Here is a 24502-nt window from a genome sequence, read left to right as displayed (position 1 = left end):
AAATGTGAGTAGACAATTAGGCAAAAATAGGGGTGGACCGTCACGCTCTTCCGAGCGCGAAACATCCGGATGGCCCAACCGGCCTATCCGCACGGTGACTGTCGACGTTGTCCGCTCCGCCGAACGGGCTAGTTCAGCGGCTGATCCGGGCCGATCCGGCCGGTGTCGCCGTTAACCCTTCGGACATCCCCGGACCACCCGGAATTCGCTCACCCGGTCGACCCGGTCTCAGTCCGCTCACCCCGCTTGACAAGTGCGCGCGACGTCCCGAATCCTCCGCTGGGCCACACGTTTTGGTCGTCCGCGAAAAAACCCTTGTCACCCGAGGAAGGTTCCCGTGAACCACACCCGAGTCCTGCGGTCGGTAGGCGTCGGCGTCACCGCGCTGGCGTTGGTCGCGGCCTGCGGCACGCCGCCGCCCAAGGACGGCGCCGCGAGCGACACGCCCGCGGCGACCGCGAAGTCCGCCGCCGAGTTCGGCGGGTTCGACAAGCTCGTCGAGGCCGCCAAGAAGGAGGGCAGGCTCAACGTCATCGCCCTGCCGCCGGACTGGGCCAACTACGGCGAGATGATCAAGGCGTTCGAGGCGGAGTACGGCATCGAGGTCGACTCCGCGCAGCCCGACGCGTCCAGCCAGGACGAGATCAACGCGGCCAAGCAGCTCAAGGGCGGCGACCGCGCCCCGGACGTGTTCGACCTCGGCCTGAACGTGGCGCTGGCCAACAAGGACCTGTTCGCGCCCTACCAGGTGCGCACGTGGGCGGACATCGCCGACGAGCTGAAGGAGCCGTCCGGGCTCTACTACGGCGACTACGGCGGCTTCATGTCCATCGGCTACGACGCCGCCAAGGTGCCCGCGCCGACCTCGGTCAAGGACCTGCTCAAGCCCGAGTACCAGGGCAAGGTCGCGCTCAACGGCGACCCGACGCAGGCCGGCGCCGCGTTCTCCGGCGTGGTGATGGCCGCGCTGGGCAACGGCGGCTCGGCCGACGACATCGCGCCCGGCGTCGAGTTCTTCAAGCAGCTCAAGGCCGCGGGCAACTTCCTGCCGGTCGACCCGTCGCCCGCGACCATCGAGTCCGGCCAGACGCCCGTCGTGATCGACTGGGACTACACCAACGCCGCGCAGACCGCGAAGCTCGCGGGCAAGGTGGACTGGAAGGTCGTCGTCCCGGCGGACGCGCAGGTCGGCGGCTACTACAACCAGGCGATCAACAAGGATGCGCCGCACCCGGCCGCCGCGCGCCTGTGGCAGGAGTTCCTGTACTCCGACAAGGGCCAGAACATCTTCCTCAAGGGCCTGTCGCGGCCCGTGCGGATGGACGCGCTGGCCAAGGCCGGGACGATCGACGCGGAGGCGGCGGCGAAGCTGCCGGAGACGTCCGGCGCGCAGGTGTTCCCGACCCAGGAGCAGTCGGACAAGGCCAAGCAGGTGCTCGCCTCGACGTGGGCGCAGGCGGTGGGCTGACCGGTGGTCGCACCCGTCACGACCGGGGTCGGGGGAGCCGATCGGGCCGCTCCCGGCCCCGGGCCCGGCCGGATCTGGTTGGCGTGGCTGGTCGTGGTGCCGTTCCTGGCCTACGTCGGCACGTTCCTGGTGTACCCGACCGCGCTGGTGCTGGCCGGGGCGTTCCAGGACGCGGACGGCGGCTTCACGGTGGCCAACCTCGCCGACCTGACCCGCGGCGCGTACCTCCAGGCGTTCCTGCGCAGCGTGGAGCTGTCCGCGATCACCGCAATGCTCGGCGCGGTGTTCGGCGCGCTGCTGTCGTGGGCCGTGGCGGTCGGCGAGCCGGACGGCCCGCTGCGCCGCGTGGTGGTGGCCGGCGCGGGGGTGCTCGCCCAGTTCGGCGGCGTGCCCCTGGCGTTCGCGTTCCTCGCCACGATCGGCTTCCAGGGCCTCGTCACGCGGTTCCTGCGCGAGTCGTTCGGCGTCGACCTGTTCGCCGGCGGCGCGTGGCTGTTCGAGCTGCCCGGCCTGACCCTGGTCTACACGTTCTTCCAGATCCCGCTGATGGTCATCGTGTTCCTGCCCGCGCTGGACGGCCTGCGCCCGCAGTGGCGGGAGGCGGTGGACAGCCTCGGCGGCTCGGCGTGGACCTACTGGCGGCACGTCGGCGGCCCGATCCTGCTGCCCGCGTTCCTCGGCGCGTCGTTGTTGCTGTTCGCCAACGCGTTCTCCGCCTACGCCACGGCGGCGGCGCTGGTGTCGCAGGGCAGCCCGATCGTGCCGCTGCAGATCCGCGGCTTCCTGGCCGGCGAGGTGCTGCTGGGGCGGGAGAACCTGGGCAAGGCGCTCGGCCTGGGCATGGTCGTGGTGGTCGGCGTGGCGATGGGCCTGTACGCCCTGGTGCAGCGGAGGTTCGCGCGATGGCAGCGGTGACCAAGCGCGGACTCGCGCGGTTCTCGATCCTGGCCGTGCTCGGCGCGTTCTTCCTGCTGCCGCTGGTCGCGATGGCGGAGTTCTCCACCCGCGGCGCGAACGGCACGCGCAGCCTCGCGTCGTGGACGGCGATCGTGGACGACCCGGACCTGGTCGAGGCGATCCTGGCGTCGGTGCAGCTCGCGGTGGCCAGTTCGCTGGTCGTGCTGGTGCTGCTGGTGCCGACGATGGCGTGGATCAGGCTGCGGCTGCCCGCGCTGCGGCGGCTGGTGGAGTTCCTGTGCCTGCTGCCCGTGGCGATCCCGGCGATCGTGCTGGTGGTGGGCATGGCGCCGCTGTACGCGTGGGTGAACTACTTCCTCGGCGACTCGCCGTTGACGCTGACGTTCGCCTACGCGGTGCTGGTGCTGCCGTTCGCCTACCGGGCGATCGACGCGGGCCTGTCCGCGATCGACCTGAAGACGCTGGCGGAAGCGGCGCGCGGCCTCGGCGCGTCCTGGGGCACGGTGCTGCTGCGGGTCGTGGTGCCCAACATCCACACCGCGCTGCTCGGCGCGTCGCTGCTGTCGGTGGCGTTGGTGCTCGGCGAGTTCACCATCGCGTCGCTGCTGAACTTCGACACCTTGCAGGTGCGGGTCAACCTGCTCGGCAAGCGCGACGCGGGCGTGTCGATCGCGGTGTCGCTGCTGAGCCTGCTGTTCGCGTTCGCGCTGCTGTTCCTGCTCTCGTTCGTCGGCGGGCGGCGGCGGGGCGCCGCCGTCGAGGAAGGCTGATCATGGGGTACCTGAGACTGGACGGGCTGCGCAAGTCGTTCGGCGGCCAGAGCGCGCTCGACGGGCTCGACCTGGAACTCGCCGAGGGCGAGCTGGTGAGCCTGCTCGGGCCGAGCGGCTGCGGCAAGACGACCGCGTTGCGCATCGTCGCCGGGTTCGAGGAGGCCGACTCGGGCGCCGTCCTGGTGGACGGCCGCGACATCACCCGCGTGCCCGCGAACAAGCGGGACATGGGCATGGTGTTCCAGGCCTACAGCCTGTTCCCGAACATGACCGTGACGCAGAACGTGGCGTTCGGCCCGCGGCTGCGCAAGGCGCCGGACCGGGCCGGGCGGGTCGCCGAGCTGCTGGAGCTGGTCGGGCTCGCCCACCTGGGCAAGCGGTACCCGCACCAGCTGTCCGGCGGGCAGCAGCAACGCGTGGCGCTGGCCCGTGCGCTGGCGATCCGGCCGAGGGTGCTGCTGCTGGACGAGCCGCTGTCCGCGCTGGACGCCAAGGTGCGGGTGAACCTGCGTGACGAGATCCGGCGCATCCAGACCGAGCTGGGCATGACCACCCTGTTCGTCACGCACGACCAGGAGGAGGCGTTGGCCGTCTCCGACCGGGTGGGCGTGATGTCGGAGGGCAGGCTGGAGCAGCTCGACACCCCGGCGGTCGTGTACCGGGAGCCCGCGTCGGCGTTCGTGGCGCGGTTCGTCGGCGTGACCAACGCCCTGCGCGGCGTCGCCGAGGCCGGTGGCGTGCGGCTGGGCGCGTACCGGCTGGCCACCGACGCGGTCGACGGGCTGACCGGCGAGGTCGAGGTGATCGTGCGGCCGGAGGACGTCGGCATCGCGCCGCACTCCGGTCCTCCGGACGGCGCGCTGACCGGCAGCGTGCTCACGCAGAGCTTCCTCGGGCCGGTGACGAGGCTGTCCGTGCGGCTCGAGGGCGGCGACCAGGTCGTGCGGGTCGACCAGCCGTCCGGCCGCGCGGCCGACTTCCCGCCCGGCACGGCGGTCGCGCTCGACCTCGGGGTCGGCAGGCTGATGGTGGTCGCGGCATGATGCCGGCATGACGACGTTGTACCGGCGGATGACGGCCCGGCGGTCCGATGAGGACCACCGGGCGGCCACACCGTTGGAACTGCTGTTCGACCTGAGCTTCGTGGTGGCGGTCGCGTCCGCGGCGGCGAAGCTGCACCACGCGCTGTCGGAGAACCACATCGGCTCCGGTGTGCTCGGCTACCTGCTGGTGTTCTTCGCGATCTGGTGGGGCTGGCTGAACTTCACCTGGTTCGCGTCCGCCTACGACACCGACGACGTGCCGTACCGCCTCACCACCCTGGTGCAGGTCGCGGGCGTGCTGGTGCTGGCGGCGGGCGTGCCCCGGGCGTTCGACCACTCGGACTACACCGTGATCACGCTCGGGTACGTGCTGATGCGGTTGGCGATGGTGGCGCAGTGGCTGCGCGCGTCGCGCGCCGACGCCGAGCGGAAGCGGTGCGCCCGGCGGTACGCCATCGGCATCACGGTGGTGCAGGTCGGTTGGGTGGCGCGGCTGTTCCTGCCCGACGGCGTGTTCCTGGTCGGTTTCCTGGCGATGGTGGTGGCGGAACTCGCGGTGCCGGTCTGGGCGGAGCGCGCCGGCCGGACGACGTGGCACCCGCACCACGTCGTGGAGCGGTACGGGCTGTTCACGCTGATCGTGCTGGGCGAGTCGATCCTGGCCGCGACCGGCGCGATCGGCGCGGCCCTGGACGCCGGGCACGCGAGCTTCGCGCTGATCTCGCTGGCCGCGGCCGGCCTGGTGATCGTGTTCTCGCTGTGGTGGCTCTACTTCGACTACCCCGCGCACCACCTGCTCGACACCCTGCCGCGGGCGATCACGTGGGGTTACGGCCACTACCTGGTGTTCGCCTCCGTGGCGGCGGTCGGCGCGGGACTCGAGGTCTCGGTCGACCACGACCTTCACCTCGCGCACCTGTCGACGGTGGCGGCGGGGCTGACCACCACCGTGCCGGTGGCGGTGTTCCTGGTCGCCGTGTGGGCGCTCCAGATCCGCCCCGCGCAACGCGGACCGGCGCTCTGGGGGTTCCCGGCCGCCGCCGTGCTCGTGCTCGCGGTGACGTTCACGCCCGCGCCGGTCCACGCGGTGGCGGTCGTGCTCGTTGCGCTCGTCGCGTTGGTCGTCTCCGGCCGGCGCGGCGCTAGGGACGACGCAATTTCGTCAACCTGAGCCGTTCGTCGTCGGAAAGCGCCGAATCGGTCAAAACGCGCACGCCGCGGGCGCCGATCGGCTGGCCGTTCACGGAAGTCACCCAATTGGTCGGCACGTCGGTGAACAAGGTGACTTCCGGCGTGTCGGTGAAATGGCCGTAACCCAACACCGTCGATCGGCTCACGCTCGGACCGTTGAGCACCACGTAATCCTGGTCGGCCAGGGTGGCGTCGGACGCCCACGGCACCTCGTCGCCGAGCGTCCAGCCGCCGACGCCGCCGTAGCGCAGCAGGAACGTGCGGGCGTGGTGGATGGTGACCACGTAGTGGTGCTCGCGGTCCGGGTCGACGGGCACGGGCGTGCGCGTGAAGTTCAGGCCGTAGGACACGCCGGCCGCCCGCACGGTGCGGGAGAACGCCGCCAGGTCGCCGCCGCCGGTGCTGATCGCCCGCGACAGCGCCGACCACGCGCCGGTGGCCGTCTGGTTCGGCAGGCGGGCGCCCGGCCACGGGTCGCGAATGGTCATGCCGCCCCAGATGAGGCGCACGGCAGGGGCCGGCCAGACATTCTCGCGCTCACCCCGGTAGAGGGTCATGTCCGGCATCGGAATACTCCTCGCGAGGAATTCGTGAAGAGGAATCGGTTTCGATCCTACGCGGAGTAGGAGCGAACGCGGACGAATTCACCGGCAAGGAGTATCGGGCCGCGAGAATGCGGTGTTGGAAGGAGCGTTAAAAGGGGGTATATGCAGTGTGCGCACCGCCGGGTGAGCGAAGGGCCCGCCGCTGGTGCGGCGGGCCCTCCTGGTGTCACGACGGTCGGACCGTCCGGGCTAGCGCGGGAACAGGTCCCGGTACGAGCCCTGCGTCTGCACGTTCAACTCGCCGACCCGGACGAGCTTCGCCGTCGCCGTCCGCGGGTCGCGGATGTCGAGGACGTCGAAGCCCTTGGCCATGTCGGACGAGAAGATGTAGCCGTTGTAGTAGTACGCCGACCACGAGCCGCCGCCCGCGCCGTTGGGCAGCGGACCGCGCTCGAACCAGCCGATCTCCTTGGGGTTGCGGGAGTCGGTGAAGTCCCAGATCGAGATGCCGCCCTGGTACCACGCCTGGACCATGATGTCGCGGCCCTGGACCGGGATCAGCGAACCGTTGTGCGCCACGCAGTTCTCCGTGTCGCCCTGGGTCCGGGAGATCTTGTAGTACGAGCGGAACTCCAGCTCGCGATCGTCACCGCGACCGGTGATGTCGTAGATGCCGTCCGCGCCGCGGGTCGGGCCGATCTTCTCGTTGCAGGTCGGCGCGCCGCCGCCACCGAGCTCGTCGGTGAAGACGACCTTGGTGCCCTCGTTGTTGAAGGTGGCCGAGTGCCAGAACGCGAAGTTCACGTTGTCCTGGACGCGGCTGATCTCGCGGGGCTTCTCCCGGTCGGAGATGTCCCACAGCACGCCGTCGCCCATGCAGGCGCCGGCCGCGAGGTCCTTCGACGGGTACACGGTGATGTCGTGGCAGCCCGAGGTGGCGCGGACGTAGCCGTCCTCGATGGTGCCGTCACGGCCGGGGTTGCCGCCGTCCGGGAACAGCACGGTCTCCGACAGCACGGAGGCCGACGCCGGGTCCTTCAGCGGCACCTTGACGATGCTGATCAGGTCGTGCGGCGTCTTGCAGTCGGGGAAGGTGTCGTTGGGGCCGTACGACGAGACGTACAGGTAGGCGTTCTTGCCCTTCTTGTCCGGCACCAGCGTGTGCGTGTGCGAACCGCACTTGGTCTCGACCGCGGCGACGTACTTCGGGTTCTTCTTGTCGCTGATGTCGAAGATCTTGATGCCCTCCCACGCGTCCTTGTTGGTCGCGGAGAGCGGCGTGCTGGCGCAGGAGTTGTCGCTGCGCGACGAGTCCGTGGACAGGAAGAGCAGGTTGTCCTTGACCGAGATGTCGTTCTGCGAGCCCGGGCACCAGACCGTGCTCACGATGGACGGCTTGTGCGGCTGGCGCACGTCGTAGATGACGAAGCCGTCGTAGTTGCCGTCGAACGCGTAGCCGTTCTGGAACGCCAGGTCGGACCACGTGGACGAGGCGGTGAACGGGGCCGGCTTCGGCAGGTTCGCCAGGTGCTTGACGTTGCGGCTGTTGCGGATCTCGTCGACGCCGGGGATGCCGGTGGCCGGCTGCTCCTGGCTCGACAGCTGGGTCTCGGACAGTCCGGCCAGGTCGGCGTCGTCCGGTGCGGCGGTCGCCTGAGGCGCCCAGGCCACGACCGACAGGCTCAGCGCGAACGCCCCCAAGACCGCGGCCGGCGTTCTGCGCCGGCGGGTCAAATCGCGTACTTCCACTTCAGGTTCCCCTTCCAACCCACTGCAGGGCCCGCAGTATCACCCCTTCGCATGGCTAAGGACCAGACCCGATCGTCGGAAACTTTCTCCGCTTCCGGCCGGTGGAACGGCCGGGTACGTTGACGGCCGACCGGAGGTTCTAGGGGGTAGCGGGATGCGGATGGTGTTCGTCGCGGTGTTGGTGGCCGTCCTTGCGGGCTGTACGTCCCAGTCGGACGACCAAGCTCCGATCATTGCGCCGCAAGGGCCGGGCGAGCAAGCGAAAACCTTGGCCCCGGAGGATTTCGGCACGGATCGGTGGGTCGCGCCGAGCGAGGCGGACCTGAAGTACGTCGCCGGCATGATCGTCCACCACAAGCAGGCGCTGGAGATGACCGCGCTGGCGCCGGAACGCGCGCAGCACGAGACGGTGCGCGGCCTGGCGTCGCGGATCCACGACACGCAGGGTCCCGAGATCGCGGCGATGGAGCAGTGGCAGCGGCAGTACGCGGAGAGCGCGCCCGCGCACGGCCACAGCGCCGACCTGCCGGAGGTCGACCACGGCTCGATGCCCGGCATGGCGACCGACGAGCAGCTGGCCGCCCTGAAGGCCGCCCGTGGCGCGGACTTCGACCGGCTCTTCCTCCAGTTGATGATCGCCCACCACGAGGGCGCCGTGCGGATGGCGGTCGAGGTGCTGTCCTCGGGCAGCGACGTGCGGGTCGAGGAGATGGCCAACGACGTCTCCGTCACCCAGACCGACGAGATCGAGCGGATGAGGGCGATCACGATCCCCTGACCGCGATCACGGGCTGAGCAGCAGGTCTTCCGACGGTCGGAAGGTCTCCACCGCGTTGCCCGTCACGTGGCGGGCGATGCCGGCGTTGCGCCGATGCGCCTCCTTGAAGGAGTCCGACGCGACCCAGGCGCGGAAGTCGTCCTCGGTGTCGAACTCGTTGACCGACACGTACGGCTGGTCGGGGCGCGTGGGGCGCAGCAGCGTGCTGCGACGCAGGCCCGGCACGCCGGGCAGGTGCTCGCGCATGGAGCTCCGGAAGTGCGCCTCGAACTCCTCGGCGCGTTCGGCGGGGACGAACAAGCGGTTGGTCGCGATGAACACCCGGCACCTCCGTGGTTCCCGACGCTGCGTAGGGAACTATTCCAACGGTGCGTAGGCAAGGCAAGGGCTAGGATCGGGCGAGTGCCCAGGATCAGCGCCGACACGCTCGCGGAGCACCGCGCGAACCGGCTGCGGGCCCTGCTGGACGCGGGGCGCGACATCGTCGCGTCGGAGGGCGCGGACGCGCTGACCCTCGCGTCGCTGGCCCGTCGCGTCGGTCTGTCGCGGCCGAGCCTGTACGAGTACTTCCGCTCCCGCGAGGAGCTGGTCGCCGCGATCGTGTCCGACGAGCTGCCCGAGTGGGGCCGCAGGCTGGCCGAGGCGGTGCGCTCGGCCCACGGGCTCGAGGCCAAGGTCGAGGCCTACCTCCGCACCGAGCTGGAGATCATCGCCGACGGTCGCCACGGCGCGGTCGTCGCCCTCTCCGCCCACGCGCTGCCCGACGCCGCCCGCAGCGCGATCCGCGCCGAGCACGACAAGCTGCTCGCCCCCTTGGCGGACGTCCTCGCCGAGGCCGGCATCCCCTCACCGGGGTTGCGGGCCGTCCTGGTCCACGGCGCCGTCGAGGCCGCCTCCCGCACCCTCCGCCCCGGCGACACCGCCCACAACGACCAGGTCGTCACGGCCCTCGTCACCCAGGTCCTCCACGGCCTCCACCCCTGACCCCTGTCTCGGACCCCCGGGCTCAACGCTCAGGGTGCGTCCCTGAGGGTGGATCAGGGTGGTCTACGGGAAGATCAACCGATCGGTTGATGCGAGGTGTGGCCCGCCGTGTGATCCGGTCGAACGCCCCGGCGACGACGCTGGTGGCATGGCAATCATCGAGGTGGTCGACCTCGTCAAGACCTACGACCGGAAGGTCGCGGTGGACGGTGTCTCGTTCTCCGTCGACGAAGGGGAGATCTTCGGGATCCTCGGCCCGAACGGGGCCGGGAAGACCACGACCGTCGAGTGCATGGAGGGTTTGCGCTCCCCGGACGGCGGCACGATCCGGGTCGACGGGCTGGACCCGCGACGTGACCGGGCGGAGTTGCGCACGCGACTCGGCGTCCAGCTCCAGCAGAGCGAGCTGCCCGACCGCATCCGGGTCGGCGAGGCCCTGGACCTGTACGCGTCGTTCTACCGCGACCCGGCCGACTGGCGGGAGCTGCTGGCACGCCTGGGCCTGGCCGACCGCGCCAAGACCGAGTACCGCAAGCTCTCCGGCGGCCAGAAGCAGCGCGTCTCCATCGCGCTGGCGCTGATCGGCAAGCCCAAGGTCGCCGTGCTGGACGAGCTCACCACGGGCCTGGACCCGCAGGCGCGCCGCGACACGTGGAGCCTGGTCGAGCAGGTCCGCGACGCCGGCGTCACGGTCGTCCTGGTCACCCACTTCATGGAAGAGGCCGAGCGGCTGTGCGACCGGATCGCGGTGATCGACGCGGGCAAGCTCGTCGCGGTCGACAGCCCCGCCGGGCTCGTGTCCCGCGTGGACGGTGAGCAGCGGGTCCGGTTCCGGCCGACCGCGCCGCTGGACGTGAAGCTGCTCGAAGAGCTGCCCGAGGTCTCGGACGTCGAGCAGCACGGTCCGCAGCTCGTCGTGACCGGCACGGGCAACCTGCTGCACGCCGTCACGTCCGTCCTCGCCCGCAACCAGATCGTCGCCGCCGACCTGCGCATCGAGCAGGCCGGCCTGGACGACGCCTTCATCCGCCTCACCGGCCGCGCGCTCACGGAGTAGCAGAATGCTGAAGATCGTCAACACCGAGTGGAAGCTGTTCCTGCGCGAGCCGAGCATGGTCGTGTTCGCGGTTCTCTTCCCCACCATCCTGCTCCTGGTGCTCGGCGCGATCCCCGCGCTGCGCACCCCCGACCCGAACTTCGGCAACCAGCGGTTCATCGACGCCTTCATGTCGTCGCTGGTCGTGACCACGCTGGCGTTCCTCGGCCTGAACAAGCTGCCCGCCACGGTCGCCACCTACCGCGAGAAGGGCGTGCTGCGCCGCTTCTCCACCACCCCGGTCCACCCGGCGCGCCTGCTGGTGGCGCAGGTGCTCGTCAACCTGGTCGCGGGCGTGATCGCGATCGTGCTGCTCGTGGTCGTGGCCCGGGCGGTGTTCGACATCGACCTGCCGCACCACCCGCTCTGGTTCCTGGTGACGTTCCTGCTGGGCATGCTGTCGCTGTCGGCCATCGGCCTGCTGGTCGCGGCCTGGGCGCCGAGCGCGCGGTCCGCCGGCGGGTGGGCGACCGTCGTGTTCATGCTGGTCATGTTCTTCGGCGGCGTGTACCTGCCCCGCTTTCTGCTGCCGGACTTCCTCAACGTCATCGGCGCGTACCTGCCGCCGGGCGTCGAGGCGTTGCAGCAGTCGTGGCTGGGCGCCGCCCCGGACCCCGTCCACCTCGGCGTGCTGACGCTGGTCACGGTGGTGGCGGGTACCGTCGCGGCGAAGTCGTTCCGCTGGGAGTAGGAGTTGCGCGCGATGGACGTGCTGGACGCGTGGGAACGGCGGCTGGACGTCGCCGGGCACGTCATCCCGTACTTCGTGCTCGTGCTGACGACCGGCATGTACCTGGTGGTCGGGACGGACTCCGGCTCGACCACGGCGGTCAACGTGGGGATCGCGGCGGCGACCGGCCTGTGGATGCTGTGGTGGCACACCCTGCACCCGGGCTGGCGCTCCCGGACCGGCCTGATGGCGCTGTTCTTCGTCGGGATCCTGGTCTCGTACGCGTTGCTGGGGCTGCGCGACCCGATGTTCGGCTTCTTCTCCTTCGCCGGGTACATCTACGCCATCGACGTGCTGCCCGGCCGGTGGAAGCTCGTCGGGGTGTCGGCCACCGGTGTCCTCGCGGCGACGTCGCTGTACGGCGGCTTCCCGCCGGCGGAGCTCGGGCCGATCGTGGTGTACCTGTTCATCGTGGTGTTCATCGTCGTCATCGCCTGCACGTTCACCGCGTTCGGCCACATCACCTCCGAGCAGTCCCGGCGTCGCAAGGAGCTGGTCGCCGAGATGGCGGCGATGATGAAGGAGAACGCCGGCCTGCACGCCCAGCTGCTGATCCAGGCCCACGAGGCGGGCGTGCTGGACGAGCGGCAGCGGCTGGCGCGGGAGATCCACGACACCCTCGCCCAGGGCTTCGCCGGCATCATCACGCAGCTCCAGGCGGACGAGGACCCGCCGCGGCACGTCGAGACGGCGTTGCGGCTGGCGCGGGAGAACCTGGCCGAGGCCCGTCGCTCGGTGCACGCCCTGCGCCCGCCCGCGCTGGTGGACGCGAACCTGCCGGACGCGCTGGCCGAGGTCGCGGCGGGGTGGACGGACCAGACGGGCGTGGCGGCGTCGATCAGCACGACGGGCGCGGCACGACCCCTGCACCCCGAGGTGGAGGTGACGTTGCTGCGCGCCGCGCAGGAGGCCTTGTCGAACGTCGCCAAGCACGCGCGCGCGTCGCGGGTCGGGCTGACGTTGTCGTACATGGAGGACGTGGTGACGTTGGACGTGCGGGACGACGGCGCGGGGTTCGACCCGGAGGCGAGGACGGACGGGTTCGGGCTGGTCGGCATGCGCCAGCGGGTGTCACGCCTGGCGGGCGCGCTGGTGGTGGAGTCCGAGCCGGGCGGCGGCACGGCGGTGTCCGCGTCGGTGCCCGCGATCCCCGCCGAGGTGGCGCCGTGATCCGCGTGGTGATCGTGGACGACCACCCCGTCGTGCGCGACGGGCTGCGCGGGATGCTCGCGAGCGCCGGTGACGTGGACGTGGTGGGCGAGGCGGCGGACGGCGCGGAGGCGGTCACCGTGGTGCGGGCACTGCGGCCGGACGTCGTGCTGATGGACCTGCGGATGCCCGGCGTGGACGGCGTCACGGCCATAGAGCGGCTGCGCGGCTGTCCGACGAAGGTGCTGGTGCTGACGACGTACGACACGGACAGTGACGTGCTGCCCGCGATCAAGGCCGGCGCCACGGGGTACCTGCTGAAGGATACCCCGCGTGACGAGCTGTTCCGGGCGGTGCGTTCGGCGGCCAGGGGAGAGGCGGTGCTGTCGCCGTCCGTGGCGACCCGGCTCGTGGGCCAGGTGCGGCAGCCGATGGCGGAGCCGTTGAGCGACCGCGAGGTGGAGGTGCTCGGGCTGATCGCGCGCGGGTGCACGAACCGCGAAGCGGCGGCGAAGCTCTTCATCAGCGAGGCGACCGTGAAGACGCACCTGGTGCACGTCTACGCCAAGCTGGGCGTGAAGGACCGCGCCGCCGCCGTCGCGGTGGCCTACGAGCGGGGACTGCTGGGCGCCTGACCCGGGGCCAGGTAGGCCCGCCAGTCGCCGATCCGGGTGATGTCCGTCAGCTCCGGGCTGTCGAGGCAGGCGTCCCGCAGCACGGTGGCCAGCGCGGCGCTGCCGTCCGCCAGCTCGATCACGCCGAGCTCCAGCTCCGGCGGCTCGGCGGGCAGCAGGTGGTCGCGCAGCACGGTCAGCGGCACGTCGTACAGCTCGCCCACCACGCGGCCCGAACCGGAGGCGTGCATCGCGGGGAACCGGTCGCCCACGGAGAAGTAGCGGTACCTGGGGGCACTGCGCGCCACGCACAGCAGCGGCGTCCCCTGCAACTGGTGGTGCAGCGGGCCGCCGCGCATGCCGCCGCCGTTGAGGAAGATCAACGCCATCGTGGGCCTCCTTGCGGATCGGGGAGTAGGTCCAGTTGCCGGGCACTTGTCCACAGTCGCGAAGACAGGTCGGGCATCGCGCACCAAGACGTGGTACTCCAGGAACTTCGTGGTAGAGCCGCGATCGAGCGCGGTCGACGGCGCGGAGCACCAGCGCTCGCGGAGCCGTTCCCCGTTACTCCACAAGGGAGTTGTCCACAACCGAGGAAGAAGTTGCTGCGAAGGTCGGGAATCGCACCGAACCTGGGCCCATGGCCAACGACCACGACGACACCACCGGACGCCCTTCGACCGTGAGATCGACCGCGAGCGGCCCGGTCCACGCCGGCACCGAAGCGGCCGACAAGCGCACCCCACCCTCCCTAACGCAGGACGGCGGTGAACCCCTCGACCCCGAAGTACAGGACGAACAGCACCGCGATCACGGTCATCAGCCAGCCGACCGAGCGCCACTGGCCCTTGCAGGTCTTGATCACCACGTACGACACGAGGCCCGCGCCGATGCCGTTGGTGATCGAGTAGGTGAACGGGATCACGGCCGCGGTGAGGAACACCGGGATCGTGTAATCCGCGTCGTCCCAGGGGATCCGCCGGCACTGCGCCATCATCAGACCGCCGATCACCACGAGTGCCGGTGCGGCGGCCTGCGCGGGCACCACCGCCGCGAGCGGGGTGAAGAGCAGGGTGGCGGCGAGCATCGCCCCGGTCACCACGCTCGCCAGACCGGTCCGGGCCCCTTCGCCGACGCCCGCGGCCGATTCGAGGAACACCGTGTTGGGCGACGACCCGGTGACCCCGCCCGCGACCGCGCCGAACCCGTCGACCAGCAGGATCCGACCCATGCCCGGCACCTTGCCGTCCCGGGTGAGCCCGGCCTCGTCGGACACGGACGTGATGGTGCCCATGGCGTCGAAGAACCCGGACAGCACCAGCGTGAAGAGGAACACCGTCGCGGTGATCGCGCCCGCCGAGGCGAACCCGCCGAACAGGTCCACCTCGCCGAACAGCCCGAAGTCCGGCGCGGCCACCACCGAGTCCGGCACGTCGGGCGTCACCAGGCCCCACCCGGGCACGTCGAACACCGCGTTCACGACCACGGCCAGCACGGTGGCCACCGCGATGCTGATCAGCACCGCGCCGGGCACCCCGCGTGCCATCAGCACGATCATCAGCAGCAGGCCGAGGCAGAACACCGCGATCGGCCAGCCGACCAGGTGGCCGTCCAGCCCCATCCGGACCGGCACGGTGGAGCCGGCCGCGTCCGGCGTCCGGGTCACGAACCCGGCGCTGACCAGGCCGACCAGCGCGATGTAGAGGCCGATGCCGATGGTGATGGCGGTCTTGAGCGGCGCGGGGATGGCGTTGATGATCCGTTCCCGCACCCCGGACGCGGCCAGCACGACGATGCACAGGCCCTCCAGCACCACGAGCCCGAACGCCTGCGCCCAGGTCATGGTCGGCGCGAGCTGGAAGGCCACCACGCCGTTCACCCCGAGGCCCGCGGCCAGCGCCAGCGGCGCGTTGCCGACGACACCCATGAGGATCGTCATCACGCCCGCGGCCAGCGCGGTCGCCGTCGTGACCTGTTCGACGGTGAGGCGGGCGCCGGTGATGTCGGCCGAGGCGCCCAGGATCAGCGGGTTGAGCAGGACGATGTACGACATCGCCACGAAGGTGGTGATACCGCCGCGCACTTCCCGGCCGATGGTGCTGCCGCGCGCACTGACGCGGAAGAACCGGTCGAGTCGGGTGGTCCGCGTGGGGATGCCATCGGTGATCCGGGTCATGACGTCCTTCCCATGCCGGTGGGCGCGTTCGGCCGGGCGAGGCCGTCGAGCACGGCCCCGCCGAACGCGTTCGGGTCGGTGTTCTCGGTGCTCCGGTCAGCACCAGCGGCTCGTGGCCGCGCCGGGATCCGCCGCCTGCTCCGGTTCCGCCTTCCGGGTTTCCTCCGGCTAGTAGTCGACGCGGTCGGTCCGGGACAGCCACGCGGTGAACGGCGCGGTGTCCTCGCCCGTGGAGACCTGGTGCACCGGCAGGCTCCACGTCTCGCGCGGGCGGCCGAACAGCTCGTAGAACTCGCGGTCGTCGAAGCCGGCCGCGGCGGCGTCGTGCCGGTCCGCGGCGTAGACGACCCGGTCCACCCGCGCCCACAGCGCCGCGGACAGGCACAGCGGGCACGGCTCGCAGGAGGACACGAGCACGCAGCCGGTGAGCCGGAAGTCGCCGACGACCCGGCACGCCGCCCGGATGGCGACCACCTCGGCGTGCGCGGTCGGGTCGAGCGTCGTGGTGACCTGGTTGGTGCCGGTCGCGATCACCTCGCCGGCCCGGATGATCACCGCGCCGAACGGGCCGCCGCCCGCGGCGACGTTGCGGGTGGCGAGGTCGATCGACTCGCGCAGCCAGGCGTGGTCGGGGGACACGGACGTGGTCATGGGGTGCTCCTCAGGGCGTGCGCGAGCGCGCCACGGCGGCCGTGGCGGGTGCGCGGTTCGGTGCGGGGGGCTGTGCGCGGGTCAGGTGCCGGTGATGTGCTCCGGTCGCACGGGCACGCGGGTCAGGGCGAGGCCGGTGGCGGCGCGGATGGCCGCGACGATGGCCGGGGTGGACGAGATGGTGGGCGGCTCGCCGACGCCCCGCACACCGTACGGCGCGTTCGGGTCGGCGAGTTCCAGCACGTCGATGCTCATCGGCGGCATGTCGAGCACGGTCGGGATGAGGTAGTCGGTGAACGACGGGTTGCGCAGCTTGCCGCCCTGGGTCTGGATCTCCTCCATCACCGCGAGGCCGAGGCCCTGCGCCGACCCGCCCTGGATCTGGCCGAGCACGGCCTGCGGGTTGAGCGCCTTGCCGACGTCCTGCGCGCAGTCGAGCTCGACCACCTTCACCAGGCCGAGCTCCACGTCCACGTCCACCACGGCGCGGTGCGCGGCGAACCCGTACTGCACGTGGGCGTTGCCCTGCCCGGTCTCCGGGTCGATGGGCTCGGTGGCGCGGTGCCGCCACTCCACCGTCTCGTCGATCACGTCGTCGCCCAGCAGTTCGACGAGGTCCACGGTGGACGGGTCGCGGCCACCGGCGAGCTTGGTCAGCTTCTCCCGCACGGCAGCGCACGCGGCCTTCACCGCGCCGCCGGTCACGTAGGTCTGGCGGGACGCGGAGGTGGAGCCGCCGTTGCCGATGGTGGTGTCCATCGGCAGGATCGTCACCCGCTGCACGCCCAGCTCCGTGCGCACGATCTGCTGCATGATCGTCACCAGGCCCTGGCCGACCTCGGCCGCCGCCGTGTGCGCGAGCGCGGCCGGTTCGCCGTTGATGACCTGCAGCCGGACGCGGGCGGTGGAGTAGTCGTCGTAGCCCTCGGAGAAGCAGATGTTCTTGATGCCCACGGCGTACCCCACGCCGCGCACCACGCCTTCGCCGTGGGTGGTGTTGGAGACGCCGCCGGGCATGTCGCGCAGGTCGACCGCGGTCGCCTGCGGTGGCATGGGCTTGTCCTTCACCAGCTTCAGCAACTGCGCGACGGGCGCGGCCGAGTCGACCACCTGACCGGTCGGCATGACCGAGCCCTCGCTCATCGCGTTGACGATCCGCACGTCGACCGGGTCCATGCCGAGCGCCTCGGCGAGCTTGTCCATCTGGGACTCGTAGGCGAAAGCGGACTGCACCGCGCCGAACCCGCGCATCGCGCCGCACGGCGGGTTGTTCGTGTAGACGCCCCAGCAGTCGACCGTCACGTTGTCCACGTCGTAGGGCCCGACGCCGAGCGTCGCCGCGTTCGCCACCACGGCGGAGGTGCTGGAGGCGTACGCGCCGCCGTCGAGGTGGATCCGGGCCTTGACGTACACGAGCTTGCCGGTGCGGTCGGCGCCGTGCTCGTAGTGCAGCACCGCCGGGTGCCGGTGCACGTGGCCGTAGAACGACTCCTCGCGGTTGTAGACCATCTTGGTCGGCTTGCCGGTGCGCAGCGCCAGCAGGCACGCGTGCACCTGCATGGACAGGTCCTCGCGGCCGCCGAACGCGCCGCCGACGCCGGACAGCGTCAGCCGCACCTGCTCCAGCGGCAGGCCGAGGGCCGCCGCGACCTGGCCCTGGTCGACGTGCAGCCACTGGGTGGCGATGTAGAGGTCGACGCCGCCCTCCTCGTCGGGCACGGCGAGCCCGGACTCGGGTCCGAGGAACGCCTGGTCCTGCATGCCGACCTCGTACCGGCCGGTGACCACGACCTCGGCCCGCGCGTGCTGGTCGCCCCGCCGCACGGGCACGTGCCGCACGAGGTTGCCGCCGGGGTGCAGCGGCGTGTCGTCGATCGCCGTCTCCATGTCCACGACGGGGGTGAGCACCTCGTACTCCACCTTGATGCGCTTCATGGCGCGCTGCGCGGTCTCCGGGTGGTCCGCGCCGACCAGGGCGACCGGTTCGCCCTGGTAGCGGACGACGTCCTCGGCGAGCACCGGCTGGTCCTTGTGCTCCAACCCGTACCGGTTCCGGCCCGGCACGTCCTCGTGCGTGAGCACGGCGTGCACACCGGGCACCTTGAGCGCCTCGGTCAGGTCGATCGAGAGGATCCGCGCGTACGGGTGCGGGCTGCGCAGGGTCGCGCCCCAGATCATGTCCTCGTGCCACAGGTCCGAGGCGTAGGCGAACTCGCCCCGCACCTTGAGGCTCCCGTCGGGCCGCTGCGGGCTGGAGCCGATGCCGCCGGTCACGGCGGAGGTCAGTTCGGCGGGGGTGAGGCTCATCGCGTCCCCTTCAGTCGCTCGGCGGCGGCGCGCAGGTCGCGCGCGAGATCGGTTTCGGAGGCGGTGCGCAGCTCGCCGTCGTCCACCACGGTCCGGCCGCCCACCAGCAGGAGCTTCAGCTTCGGCAGCGGTCCGAGCACCAGGGCGGCGACCGGGTCGTCGATGCCCGCGTGGTCGAGACCGTCGAGCCGCCACACGGCCAGGTCGGCGAGCTTGCCGGGTTCGATCGAGCCGAGCTCCCGGTCGCGCCCGAGGCAGCGCGCGCCGCCCATGGTGCCCAGCCACAGCGCTTGGCGGACGTCCAAGGCCTTGGGGCCGCCGCGCTGCCTGGCCTGCAACAGGGCCTGGTGCAGCTCCTCGACCATCCCGCCGGATTCGTTGGACGCCGCGCCGTCCACGCCGAGGCCGACCGGGGCGCCGGCGTCGAGCAGGTCGCGGACGGGGGCGATGCCGGTGCCGAGCCGGCCGTTGGAGGTGGGGCAGTGGGCGCTGCCGGTGCCGGTCGCGCCCAGCCGCTTCACCGCGTCGGGCGACAGGTGCACGGTGTGCGCGAGCCACACGTCGTCACCGAGCCAGCCGAGGCGTTCGGCGTACTCGGTGGGCGTGCAGCCGTACTCGGCCTGGCACTGGTCCTCCTCGTCGACCGTCTCGGCGAGGTGGGTGTGCAGCCGGACGCCCTTGGCGCGGGCCAGCCGCGCCGCGCCGGTCATCAGCTCGGCGCTGACCGAGAACGGCGAGCACGGCCCGACGGCCACCCGGATCAGCGCGTCCGGGCTCGGGTCGTGGTGGTCGTTCACGGCCTGTTCGGTGGCGACGAGCGCGGCCTCGGTGTCCTCGACCAGGTTGTCCGGCGGCAGGCCGCCGTGCGACCGGCCGCGGTCCATCGAGCCGCGGATGGCGTGCAGGCGGAGGCCGACGCGCTTGCCCGCCTCGACCAGGGCGGCGAACTGGTCGCCGCCGTCGCGCGGGTAGACGTAGTGGTGGTCGGCGGCGGTCGTGCACCCGGTGGTCGCGAGCCTCGCCAGCCCGGCGGAGGCCGCCGAGTGCGTGATCTCGGCGTCCAGGCCGCCCCACACCGGGTACAGCGTGGTCAGCCACTCGAACAGCGTGGCGTCCTGGGCGAGGCCCCGGGTGGCCCACTGGTAGAGGTGGTGGTGGGTGTTGACCAGGCCCGGCGTGACCAGGCAGCCGCTGCCGTCGACCCACGTGTGCGGGCCGGTCGGCTTGGGCGCCTGGCCCGCGCCCACCGCGGTGATCCGGCCGTTCTCGATGACGACGTGGCCGAACGCGTGCTCGGTGCCCGCGGCGTCCACCGTGGCCACCGCGACACCGTCGAGGATGGTCGGCGTCATCGGGCCGCGGCCTCCGGGTCCGCCTTGCGGGTCGCGGCCAGGCGCACGGCGTCCAGGATCTTCTCGTACCCGGTGCAGCGGCACAGGTTCCCGGCGAGGGCCTCGCGGATCTCCGGGTCGCTCGGCCGCGGCACCCGGTCGAGCAGGTCGTGCGCGGCGACCACGAGACCGGGCGTGCAGAACCCGCACTGCACCGCGCCCGCCTCCACGAACGCCTCCTGGACCGGGTCGAGCCGATCGCCCTCGGCCAGGCCTTCCACCGTCCGAACCTCGCGGTCCTGCACCTGGCCCGCGGCCACCAGGCAGGAGCACACCGGCGTGTTGTCCAGGTACACCGTGCACGAGCCGCACTCGCCCTGCTCGCACGCGTTCTTCGAGCCGGGCAGCCCCAGCCGCTCGCGCAGCAGGAACAGCAGGCTCTCGCCCTCCCACACGTCGTCGGCCTGCCTCGGCTCGCCGTTCACCGTCACGTTCACGCGCATGGTCAGGCCACCTTCTCGGAGTAGTCGCGCCAGGCCCAGTCGAGCGTGCGGCGGGCCAGCACGGAGAGGGCGTGCTTGCGGTACGCGGCCGAGCCGCGCACGTCGTCGATGGGGCTCGCGGCCTCCGCCACGAGTTCGCCGAACCGCCGTTTCACCGAGTCCAGCAATGGTTTCGGCGAATCCCACTGGTTGGTGGCGGTCAGCTCGGCGGACACGAACTCCTCGGCCGCCGACGCACGGCGCGGCGTGGGCGCGGCGCTGCCGACCGCCGCCCCGACCCGCTGCCGCGCCGGGTGCAGGGCGACCGCGAACGAGCACACCGCGATCACCATGGCGTTGCGCGTGCCGACCTTGGCGAACTGCTGCGGTGCCCGCGTGACCGGCACGTGGACCGCCGTGATCAGTTCGTCCGGCTCCAGCGCGTTGCGCTTCACGCCCAGGTAGAACGCGGTGGCCGGGATCAGCCGGGTGCCCCTGGTCGAGGCGGCCTCCACGGTGGCGTCCCCGGCCAGCAGCACGGGGTGCGTGTCACCGGCGGGTGACGCGGCGCCGAGGTTGCCGCCGACCGTGCCCCGGTTGCGGATCTGCGGCGAGCCGACCGTGCGGGACGCCATCGCCAGCCCCGGCAGGCGGTCGCCCAGCTCGTCGATGATCCGCGTGTACGGGACCCCGGAGCCGATGCGCACCGTGCCGCCGTCCCCGTTGCCGCCCTCGGAGTCCCAGGAGCGGAGTTCGGCGATGCGGGTCAGGTCGAGCAGGGCGGTCGGGCGGCGGTGGTCGAAGTTCAGCTCCACCATCACGTCCGTGCCGCCGGCGATGGGCACGGCGTCCGGGCGCTGCGCCTTGAGGGCCAGCGCTTCGGCGAGTGTGTCGGGGCGGAGGAAATCCATCGGCTACCTCGGTGGGTGGAGTGCGCGGTGTGTGAGCCAGTACACAGACCCGGGGCGGTGATCGGCTAGAGCGGTGTGGATGAATCCCAGGCTCCTACGACGAGTGGATTTGTGCTTTCCTACAAACACGATCGGACGAAGGTAAACCGGCCGGATGACGTGGAGGGGGCGCCCGTGTTGCTGGTTCGGAGCCTGCTCGGGATGCCGGAGCTCCGGCTCCGCCTCGTCAGCGGCGCCGAGTCGTTGGACAGGCCCGTGACCAGGCTCTACGGCACCGAACTGCCCGATCCGGCCCGCTACCTCTCCGGTGGCGAGCTGGTGCTCTCCGGGCTGTTGTGGCACCGGACGGCCGCCGATTGTGAAAAGTTTGTCGCTTCCCTGGCGGCGGCGGGAGTCGCCGCGTTGGCGGCCAGCTCGCCCGACGCGGCCGAGTTGCCCGAAGCGCTGGTGCGGGCGTGCGAACAATACGGCGTTCCGCTGCTGGAGGTGCCGGTCGACCTGTCGTTCGCGGCCATCACCGAACGGGTGGTGTCGGAGCTGGCGGCCGAACGGGTCGGCGACGCGGGCGCGCTGCTGGGTAGGCACCGGCGGCTGCTGACCGTGGTCGCCGACGGCGGCGGGCTGTCCGAACTGGTGGCGGCGGGCGCGTCGGAACTGGGCGTGCCCTGCTGGGTGCTGTCGTGCACCGGTCACGTCGTCGCCGGGCCCGAACTGCCGGAGGCGGCGACGCTCGTGCGGGAGTACCTGCTGGCCGACCGGCTGCCCCGGGTCGTGCGCGGCACGACCTTGCTGCCGGTGTCCGCGCGCGGGGGTTCGCGGCTGACGTCGTGGATCCTGGTGGTCTCCGGCGACCGCGCGCAGGACGAGGTGGCCACCGAGCTGGCCAGCCTGGTCGGCGTGGAGCGGGCGCGGGTCGTGCAGGGGCGCGAGATCGAGAACCGCGCGGCCGGGCCGCTGCTGCGGCAGGTGTTCGCGGGCGGTGACCTCGCGGCGCGGATCGCGGCGGTCGGGTGGGACCCGGACGCGCCGCTGCGGGTGCTGGCCGCCTCGGTCTCGGACGGGCAGGTGGAGCAGGCCGTCGCGCTGGTGGAGGAGGTGCTGGCGTCGGTCACGTCGGCGTTCCTGGTGTCCGCCGTCGACGGGGAGGTGTACGCGCTGGTGCCGTCCGGGGCCTGGACGGACGGTGTGCGGTCGGCGTTGCGGACGCTGGAACCGGGCCTGCGCTCGACCAGGGTGCTGGTCGGGATCTCGTCACCGGTCGGGCACTCGGGGCTGCGCGGCGCGGCGGAGGAGGCGTCGCACGCCCGGCGGCTGGGCGAGCGGCGGACCGGGCGGACGTGCGTGGTGGCGGGGGAGGAGATCGCCCTGCACCAACTGCTGCTGGCCGGCGTGCCGGAGGAACTGCGCCGCTCGCTGCGCCGCCGGCTCCTGGGCCCGGTGCTCGACTACGACGCCGAGCACGGCTCGGACCTCGTCGGCACGCTCCGGGTGTTCTTGGACTGCTCCGGCTCGTGGACCACCGCCGCCGCGCGCCTGCACGTCCACGTGAACACCCTGCGGTACCGGGTCGGCCGGGTCGAGGACCTGCTGGGCGTGGACCTGTCGGACTTCACCGAACGGGTGGACCTGTACCTGGCGCTGCAAGCCGGCTGAACCCGGTCCGCGCACGAGCGCCGTCCCCGACCCGCCGCCGCGCGGGTCGGGGACGACGTCCTCCTCACCTCACCTGCTGCCACGGGACGAGCGTCGGGCGCTGTCCGGTGGCGAGGAACTCCTCGATCGCGACCGCGAGGTCGGCGACCGGGATCTCGCAGTGGGTGGGGAAGCGGACCCCGGCGTACCGGGGGCGTCGGCGCGGGCCCTCGCCGAGGCTGGCCCACGAGCCGGTGATCACGTCGGTGAACAGCATCGCACCGCGGTCACCGCGCACGCCGACCCACACGCGGTGGTCCGGGCGGTCGCCGTGCACGAGGGTGGCTTCGCGCGCCACCGTGAGGCGGTCGAGCAGGCGGCGCACGTCGCCCGCGGCGCGCAGTTCGTCCACACCGGACGCGAAGTTGGCCTGGATCATCGTCACTCCTTGCACCGGCGACCGGAGTTCACGCACTGCACCAGTCGGTTCATGATCTCCTCGGACATCACGTTCGCGAAGTCGTCGTGGTCGGAGAACGGGTTGTGCTCCTCCTGCGGGAAGGCGTCGACCGCGTACTGCCCGGCGACCTGGACGTCACGGGGGATGTTGTAGGTCAGGCTGATCCGCAGCTGCGGCACGGCCTTGAACCCCTTGGGGCACTTGCCGTCCTGGTTCGGCGCGACGATGTGGTCGCGGTGGTTGGCGCTGTCGGTGTTCTTGCCGTCCCAGCAGCTGTTGAAGTCGTGGATGCGCTTGACCTTGCTGCCCTCGGGGCAGATCGGGTACTTGTTGATCAGCACCTTGTCCTCGAACCCCGTGCAGGTCCACGAGTTGCGCGCGTTCTTGGGGCCGTTCGTGGAGACCTTCGCGTCGCCGTAGAGGATCCGCAGGAACTGCGGCATCGGCTCGACCTTGCCGACGGGGCTGCCGCGGAAGGTGATGTCCACGACCTCGGGGCGCTGGATCTCGCCCTCGTTGCCGGGCAGCTCGTTCTCGTCGCTGGCGCTCTTGCCGTCACCCTTCTCCGGCGCGTCGGCCTCGGCTTCCTGCGCCGCCTCGGCGACCTGGGCGTCGTTGGCGTCGCCGTCCTTCACCGTGCACGGCGCGAGCCTCTTGAGCCCTCGCGGTCGTTCGGCGACCCGGTCGACGGCCTGCACGATGCGGTCGATCGTCGCGGTCCGCTTGTCCCGCAGCGGTCGCAGCACGGCGTTGTTGACGAAGCCGGGGTCGTCGACGTTCGCCGCCGCCTTCAGCCTGGTGTTGGCCTCCGCGATCTGGTCCTTCAACGCCTGGAGGTTGCGGTCGACCTCGGCCTTGGCCTGGCGCGGCACGTTGCGCAGCTTGCGCTGCACGTCGGGGCACTCGACCTCGGCGCCGGCCGGCTCGCCCGGCTCGTCGTCCTCGTTCTCGCGGTCGATCCGGACCACGGGCCAGAAGTAGGCGGACTTGTCGCCGTTCTTGCAGGTGGTGTCGGCTTCGAGCAGGCTCTCGTCGGTGGAGTCGGCGTCGGTCGACACGTTGCCCACGTAGTCGTGCAGGTGCTCCGCGCCGTTGCGGACACCCGGCTGCGCGATGAAGTTGTCCGGGTTGAAGTGGCCGTTCTCGTTGCGGCCGCAGTCCACCGTGAACGTGCCGGTGCTCGCGCCCCGTTGCGGCCGGGGTGCCCGCACGTTGCGCTGCTGCTTCGTGATGTCGACGAACAGGGAGATGTCGGCCCCGTCCGCCTGGGCGGTGCCCTGATCACCGGTGGTGCTGATCGCGACGGCCAGGCCGATCGTGAGCGCCAACCCGGTCACGCCGGCAGTCAGCTTCGTGCGCCGGGAGAAGCGGTGCCGCCCCTGGTTTCGCGTCATGGATGTGTCACCTCGTCGTAGGTACGCGCCTGTGTGCGTTGAACCCCGACCGCCGGTGGGCGGTGGACACAGTGGCATACGTACCGAACCCAGTCCGCGACCTGACCGTTACCTTTTCGT

General features: G+C 71.5%; 24 protein-coding genes. 12 read left to right on the top strand and 12 right to left on the bottom strand.

The window, feature by feature from the left end:
• Positions 1-337 precede the first annotated feature (337 nt).
• From ACZ7GX_RS21465 to ACZ7GX_RS21445, 5 genes are read left to right on the top strand one after another with little or no spacing between them, the layout of a single operon-like run.
• Positions 338-1468 (top strand): ABC transporter substrate-binding protein, encoded by a 1131-nt coding sequence (locus ACZ7GX_RS21465; RefSeq protein ID WP_498778886.1) that lies wholly within the window; start codon positions 338-340, stop codon positions 1466-1468.
• 3 nt (positions 1469-1471) lie between these two features.
• Positions 1472-2383 carry an ABC transporter permease gene (locus tag ACZ7GX_RS21460; protein WP_498778885.1) on the top strand — a complete coding sequence of 304 codons (912 nt, stop codon included), beginning with the start codon at positions 1472-1474 and terminating at the stop codon, positions 2381-2383.
• Positions 2371-3156, top strand: a complete 786-nt coding sequence (locus ACZ7GX_RS21455; RefSeq protein ID WP_498778884.1) for an ABC transporter permease — start codon at positions 2371-2373, stop codon at positions 3154-3156. Before ACZ7GX_RS21460 ends, ACZ7GX_RS21455 begins: the two co-directional genes overlap by 13 nt.
• 2 nt (positions 3157-3158) lie before the next feature.
• On the top strand, positions 3159-4202 hold the full coding sequence (locus ACZ7GX_RS21450) for an ABC transporter ATP-binding protein (protein ID WP_498778883.1): 1044 nt from the start codon (positions 3159-3161) through the stop codon (positions 4200-4202).
• 7 nt (positions 4203-4209) lie between these two features.
• Positions 4210-5373 carry a low temperature requirement protein A gene (locus tag ACZ7GX_RS21445; protein WP_498778880.1) on the top strand — a complete coding sequence of 388 codons (1164 nt, stop codon included), beginning with the start codon at positions 4210-4212 and terminating at the stop codon, positions 5371-5373.
• Here ACZ7GX_RS21445 and ACZ7GX_RS21440 read toward each other — a convergent pair.
• Both ACZ7GX_RS21440 and ACZ7GX_RS21435 read right to left on the bottom strand, forming a co-directional pair.
• On the bottom strand, positions 5345-5959 hold the full coding sequence (locus ACZ7GX_RS21440; protein WP_498778879.1) for a hypothetical protein: 615 nt from the start codon (positions 5957-5959) through the stop codon (positions 5345-5347). The genes ACZ7GX_RS21445 and ACZ7GX_RS21440 overlap by 29 nt on opposite strands.
• A 228-nt stretch (positions 5960-6187) precedes the next feature.
• Positions 6188-7618: an LVIVD repeat-containing protein gene (locus ACZ7GX_RS21435; protein ID WP_498778939.1), complete on the bottom strand. Its 1431-nt coding sequence runs from the start codon at positions 7616-7618 to the stop codon at positions 6188-6190.
• Between the two features lie 337 nt (positions 7619-7955).
• Here ACZ7GX_RS21435 and ACZ7GX_RS21430 point away from each other — a divergent pair, with 337 nt between their 5' ends.
• Positions 7956-8465, top strand: a complete 510-nt coding sequence (locus tag ACZ7GX_RS21430) for a DUF305 domain-containing protein (protein ID WP_498778878.1) — start codon at positions 7956-7958, stop codon at positions 8463-8465.
• A 6-nt stretch (positions 8466-8471) separates the two neighbouring features.
• Here the strand turns inward: ACZ7GX_RS21430 and ACZ7GX_RS21425 are convergent, their stop codons facing one another.
• Entirely contained in the window at positions 8472-8786 is a 315-nt protein-coding gene (locus tag ACZ7GX_RS21425; RefSeq protein WP_498778876.1) for an antibiotic biosynthesis monooxygenase family protein, read from the bottom strand.
• 81 nt (positions 8787-8867) lie between these two features.
• Between ACZ7GX_RS21425 and ACZ7GX_RS21420 the strand changes: the two genes are divergently transcribed.
• The 5 genes from ACZ7GX_RS21420 to ACZ7GX_RS21400 all read left to right on the top strand — a co-directional run bounded on the left by ACZ7GX_RS21420 (position 8868) and on the right by ACZ7GX_RS21400 (position 13059).
• The gene (locus ACZ7GX_RS21420; protein WP_498778874.1) at positions 8868-9449 is read left to right on the top strand and encodes a TetR/AcrR family transcriptional regulator; all 582 of its coding nucleotides are present in this window, start codon (positions 8868-8870) and stop codon (positions 9447-9449) included.
• Positions 9450-9597: 148 nt separating this feature from the next.
• Positions 9598-10506 carry an ABC transporter ATP-binding protein gene (locus ACZ7GX_RS21415; protein ID WP_498778872.1) on the top strand — a complete coding sequence of 303 codons (909 nt, stop codon included), beginning with the start codon at positions 9598-9600 and terminating at the stop codon, positions 10504-10506.
• 4 nt (positions 10507-10510) lie between these two features.
• Entirely contained in the window at positions 10511-11236 is a 726-nt protein-coding gene (locus tag ACZ7GX_RS21410; RefSeq protein ID WP_498778871.1) for an ABC transporter permease, read from the top strand.
• Positions 11237-11248: 12 nt separating this feature from the next.
• Positions 11249-12445: a sensor histidine kinase gene (locus ACZ7GX_RS21405; protein ID WP_498778870.1), complete on the top strand. Its 1197-nt coding sequence runs from the start codon at positions 11249-11251 to the stop codon at positions 12443-12445.
• Complete coding sequence (locus tag ACZ7GX_RS21400; RefSeq protein WP_498778869.1) at positions 12442-13059, top strand: response regulator; 618 nt, start codon at positions 12442-12444, stop codon at positions 13057-13059. The genes ACZ7GX_RS21405 and ACZ7GX_RS21400 overlap by 4 nt, the downstream gene beginning before the upstream one ends.
• Here ACZ7GX_RS21400 and ACZ7GX_RS21395 read toward each other — a convergent pair.
• From ACZ7GX_RS21395 to ACZ7GX_RS21365, 7 genes are all read right to left on the bottom strand, one after another.
• Positions 13032-13427, bottom strand: a complete 396-nt coding sequence (locus tag ACZ7GX_RS21395; protein WP_498778866.1) for an allophanate hydrolase-related protein — start codon at positions 13425-13427, stop codon at positions 13032-13034. The genes ACZ7GX_RS21400 and ACZ7GX_RS21395 overlap by 28 nt on opposite strands.
• Before the next feature lie 362 nt (positions 13428-13789).
• Positions 13790-15214, bottom strand: coding sequence for an NCS2 family permease (locus ACZ7GX_RS21390; RefSeq protein ID WP_498778865.1), 1425 nt, complete (start codon positions 15212-15214; stop codon positions 13790-13792).
• A 168-nt stretch (positions 15215-15382) separates the two neighbouring features.
• Positions 15383-15865: a nucleoside deaminase gene (locus tag ACZ7GX_RS21385; protein ID WP_498778863.1), complete on the bottom strand. Its 483-nt coding sequence runs from the start codon at positions 15863-15865 to the stop codon at positions 15383-15385.
• A gap of 81 nt (positions 15866-15946) precedes the next feature.
• Complete coding sequence (locus ACZ7GX_RS21380; protein ID WP_498778861.1) at positions 15947-18172, bottom strand: xanthine dehydrogenase family protein molybdopterin-binding subunit; 2226 nt, start codon at positions 18170-18172, stop codon at positions 15947-15949.
• Complete coding sequence (locus ACZ7GX_RS21375) at positions 18169-19524, bottom strand: 8-oxoguanine deaminase (protein WP_498778859.1); 1356 nt, start codon at positions 19522-19524, stop codon at positions 18169-18171. Before ACZ7GX_RS21375 ends, ACZ7GX_RS21380 begins: the two co-directional genes overlap by 4 nt.
• Positions 19521-20006 (bottom strand): (2Fe-2S)-binding protein, encoded by a 486-nt coding sequence (locus tag ACZ7GX_RS21370; protein ID WP_498778857.1) that lies wholly within the window; start codon positions 20004-20006, stop codon positions 19521-19523. The genes ACZ7GX_RS21375 and ACZ7GX_RS21370 overlap by 4 nt, the downstream gene beginning before the upstream one ends.
• A 2-nt stretch (positions 20007-20008) precedes the next feature.
• A complete protein-coding gene (locus tag ACZ7GX_RS21365) occupies positions 20009-20896 on the bottom strand; it encodes an FAD binding domain-containing protein (protein ID WP_498778854.1) in 888 nt (295 codons plus the stop codon).
• 174 nt (positions 20897-21070) lie between these two features.
• Here ACZ7GX_RS21365 and ACZ7GX_RS21360 point away from each other — a divergent pair, with 174 nt between their 5' ends.
• Positions 21071-22549 (top strand): PucR family transcriptional regulator, encoded by a 1479-nt coding sequence (locus ACZ7GX_RS21360; protein ID WP_498778853.1) that lies wholly within the window; start codon positions 21071-21073, stop codon positions 22547-22549.
• Between the two features lie 64 nt (positions 22550-22613).
• Here the strand turns inward: ACZ7GX_RS21360 and ACZ7GX_RS21355 are convergent, their stop codons facing one another.
• Both ACZ7GX_RS21355 and ACZ7GX_RS21350 read right to left on the bottom strand, forming a co-directional pair.
• The gene (locus tag ACZ7GX_RS21355) at positions 22614-22967 is read right to left on the bottom strand and encodes an Imm1 family immunity protein (protein ID WP_498778851.1); all 354 of its coding nucleotides are present in this window, start codon (positions 22965-22967) and stop codon (positions 22614-22616) included.
• Positions 22968-22969: 2 nt separating this feature from the next.
• Positions 22970-24382 (bottom strand): DUF1996 domain-containing protein, encoded by a 1413-nt coding sequence (locus tag ACZ7GX_RS21350; RefSeq protein WP_498778849.1) that lies wholly within the window; start codon positions 24380-24382, stop codon positions 22970-22972.
• Between the last annotated feature and the right edge of the window lie 120 nt (positions 24383-24502).

It is taken from the genome of Actinosynnema sp. NPDC037264 (assembly GCF_055603705.1).
Note: the sequence above shows the minus strand (reverse complement) of the source record. Positions and strands in the feature narration are given on the sequence as shown.